Below are 3,509 nucleotides of genomic sequence, written 5' to 3'. Positions count from 1 at the left end.
GAGCGCCGGTCGGTCACGGCGCGGCTAGGCACCAACGGCCGCTTCGACGTCATCGACTACGGTCAACCCGGCGGCAATCTCCCGATTATTGACTACGGCCCCGGCGAGGGCAGTCCCGCCGTGCTGCGGCCACCGTTCCGGCTGCCGTCGGACGGAAAATCCCGCCAGATCACCATGGCAAGCTCCGTAGGGTCATTCCCCGGTGTTCCTTACCTGGCGGTCGGCACGGTGGGAGGCAGCATGTTCGTCCTGCCGGCAAAACGCGTGGCGTCGATTCCGCCGGGCGTGCCGGACGACAATGACCCTGTCTCACTGCATCCGGTTGGCTTCGTGGCAGGCGGCCTGCTGATGACCACGGCTGCTCAACCGTGGAAGGAAGCGGTCGAACTCTTCCTCTGGCGACGATCTGGTGCGGTGATCCGGTGGACCGGAGTGCGCAGGCATCTCGTGTGGAATTCGCAGGCCCGGTGGATCAGTTCGCCGAAGGGTGACGTCATCGGCCTGGTCGATGACGCAGCCCGGCAGATGTATGCTTCGCACGGCGCGCGGCAGGAATGGAGCGTCGCGGCTGACGGCCGTATCGCCCTCGCACCCTCGGGCCGGCGCACGTGGTCCGTTCGGAGCGATCTGATCGACGCCTGGGACACCACGGCAGGTGATGGCCCTCGCCGGCTGCCAAGTGTACGAGTGCAGGGCCCTAACCTCGGAGCCAGCCACGTCGTATCCGCGGTAGCGGCCTTCGACGACCGCCTGGTGATGGCCTGGTCCGACGGAAGCATCAAGGCGGTGGACGTCCTGACGGGACGGCCGACGGCGGAACGGCACTTAGGTGGTGATGTAAGGGAGATCGTCACACTACCGGGGCAGAACTACGTTGCCGTGCTCACCACCAGCGCGCTGCACTTGCTGGATCATCAACTCGCAGACATCGCTAAACGGCCTGTTACCGAGGGGTTCCGGCTGAGTGCCGCACCACAGGGCGGCACCGTCGCACTGCGGACGGCTGACGCGGTCATGGCGTACGCCCTTCCCTATCTGCGGCCTGTGCTCAACCGGCCGCTGATTGGGGGGAACAACATCGTCGCTTACGGGCCTGCTCCTACGGACGACGGCTCAGTGGTGATGCCCGACGGCGAGGTCCACACCGGCTGCGCGGTGTGTGCCACCGACGACCCCGCCCAGCTTCGCGCAGCCGCCGGTCGGATCCTCGCTGCGGCATCCATTCCTGGTTGACCGGGTCTAGCGATCCGGGGCCAGCTTCCATTGCCTTGGCAGCGCGCGTTCGACGCCTCGATGATGGTGGCCGTTCCTACCGCGGGCCGGCCCTCGTGCATGGTGAGCGTCATGCCCGGCTGTAGGTGACTCCAGAGGGCTGGGGATAGTGGGCCCAGGCGGACCACCCGGTGGCGCCTGGTGATAACGCTGGCGCGGACTCCACCCCGACGCGTGCCACGAGCAGATCGGGATCGCCCGCAGCCGTACGCCTGCCGAGGTCCCAGAGCGGTCGGAGGATGCCCTTGCCCGGGATCGGTGTTCGTCGGCCGCCTTCGGTGGGCGGCAGGAGTCGCAACTCGGCGCGGACGATTCCGTGGATGCTCTCCCACCGGCCCCAGTGGCACCATGCGGCGGCGTCGGAGAGCCACATCAGCTCGGCGCTGTCGATCAGCAGATCCCACCAAACGGTTGGCGGTCACCAACCCGTGTCGAGGTCTGCAAGGAGGTCGAGCGCGACTTCCCACTCGTCGTGGTCGAGGTACTCACGTACGTCCACCACCGTCACGCCGGCCTCGTTGACGATATCAGCCGGGACCATGGCCGTAGCTCGAGCGAGCGGTTCGGCAATATCCACGCGCGGATTATTCAATGTCGCGGCAGGAACAGTGCGACGGCTCCTACCGGCGCACGGGTCTGCCGCTGATCGGTCGTGTGAACGGCCGGTGCCCGCTCGGCAGGTGTGTGTTGTCGAAATGAGCGCCTGGTAAGGGACTATGCCCAGGGTGGGATGTGTCGGCCGATGTAGTCGCGGGCACGGGGGCGCGGGTCATGCCAGTACTGGTTCGGCATGCGGTGGTGGTGCTTCTGGCAGAACTCAGCGAGGCCTTCTGTGATCTTGAGGCGCTCTAGCGGTTGGCCTTCGAAGTTTGTGTTGACCGCCATCAGTTGAGGCTCAAGATTCCACCCTGAGTGGTCGAACGCCCAGCCGTCCCAGGCCGCGTAGGTGTGGAACACTCGCCGCTCGCCCGGAAGGCGCACCGCGGCTGGCTCCGTTGCGTTGAGCGTTGGCAGGGTCGAGGCAGGCTTGAGCGGTGAAGTCGCCGACCCGCTCTCGCCCGTGGCTGCCACCGACGTCGGCGTTCGCCGGGTTCCGGTTCCCAGCCGAGGTCATCGTGGTCGCGGTGCGGTGGTATCTGCGGTTCAACCTGTCCTACCGTGACGTTGAAGAACTGCTGGTCGAACGCGGCATCGAGGTCGACCACGTCACCGTCTACCGATGGGTACAGCGGTTCACCCCGCTGCTGGCCGACGCCGCCCGCTTCAGCCGCCACTCACCCGGCGACAGGTGGTTCGTCGACGAGACGTATGTCAAGGTCAACGGGATATGGCGCTACGTGTACCGTGCGATCGACCAGTACGGGCAGGTCATCGACGTGCTCGTCTCGACCCGCCGGGACGCCGAGGCGGCCCGCAGGTTCTTCCGTCGGGCCCTGTCGACGTTGAAGGTGACACCCAGCGAGGTCATCACCGACGCCGCCGCGGTCTACCCCGGCGTGCTCGACGAACTGATCCCGCAGGCGTGGCACCACGTCGAGCAGTACGCCAACAATCCGATCGAGGCCGATCACAGCCGCCTCAAACACCGGGTGCGATCGATGCGCGGGCTACGAACCGACAAGACAGCACAAGTGATCATCGCCGGACACGCCTTCATGCAGAACCTACGACGCGGACACTATGAACTCGCCGTCGACGCCCGGCCGACAACGCGGGCCGCCGCTGCGTTCACCGAACTCGCCCAAGCGATCTGACCGTCGACCCGATACAGGCTCAACGCGTCCAACGATCCAGTAACGCAACGGCGCCTCGGCGGTGGGGGTGTGTCGTCGGTGGTGCAGGCGGCGCCCGGCCAGGCGGCGCGTATGGCGGCTTCGACGGCGCCGGGTGGGACGGTGCCGGGCACCCAGACGGAGATGAGCAGCCGCCGCCCGGTCCAGGTGTACTGCCACACCACGTGCGGGCTGCCGTGGAGCAGGCGTCGGCGCCGGGATGGGGTGAGGGTGCCGGTGAGGTTCGCCCACAGGGCCTGGGCGCTGTGTGGGTCGACCTCTGGTGGTGGGGCGATCGTGACGAGGCGGGCGCCGTCGGCGTGGCGGCGGTGCCGCCCCAGGGCGAGCAGTTTGCGCCCGGCGACGAAGACCACGAGGGCGGCGGCGGCCACGGCCAGCAGCCACGGCCGCTGCTCGGCCCACGCGGCGGCGTCGAGGAGCCAGCGGGTCGGCCCGGTCGGGGGC

At 67.7% G+C, this 3,509-nt stretch carries 3 protein-coding genes and 1 pseudogene; 2 read left to right on the top strand and 2 right to left on the bottom strand.

Features of this window, described 5'->3' with window-relative positions; all coding sequences use genetic code 11:
• The coding region (locus tag KBX08_RS32525; protein ID WP_210787598.1) for a hypothetical protein at nt 1-1,233 on the top strand (1,233 nt) is incomplete at its 5' end.
• Between the two features lie 457 nt (nt 1,234-1,690).
• On the opposite strand, the gene KBX08_RS34240 is transcribed toward KBX08_RS32525, so the two are convergent.
• On the bottom strand, nt 1,691-1,849 hold the full coding sequence (locus KBX08_RS34240) for a hypothetical protein (protein WP_247670448.1): 159 nt from the start codon (nt 1,847-1,849) through the stop codon (nt 1,691-1,693).
• Between the two features lie 487 nt (nt 1,850-2,336).
• Here KBX08_RS34240 and KBX08_RS32515 point away from each other — a divergent pair, with 487 nt between their 5' ends.
• The gene (locus KBX08_RS32515) at nt 2,337-3,026 is read left to right on the top strand and encodes an IS6 family transposase (RefSeq protein ID WP_139587230.1); all 690 of its coding nucleotides are present in this window, start codon (nt 2,337-2,339) and stop codon (nt 3,024-3,026) included.
• Nucleotides 3,027-3,082: 56 nt separating this feature from the next.
• Here the strand turns inward: KBX08_RS32515 and KBX08_RS32510 are convergent.
• Nucleotides 3,083-3,509: pseudogene (locus KBX08_RS32510) on the bottom strand (type VI secretion protein); the annotation flags it as partial.

This window comes from Micromonospora sp. H61, from assembly GCF_018070325.1.
GTDB classification, from domain to species: Bacteria; Actinomycetota; Actinomycetes; order Mycobacteriales; family Micromonosporaceae; genus Micromonospora; species Micromonospora salmantinae.
This window is presented reverse-complemented; position numbering and strand designations above follow the sequence as displayed.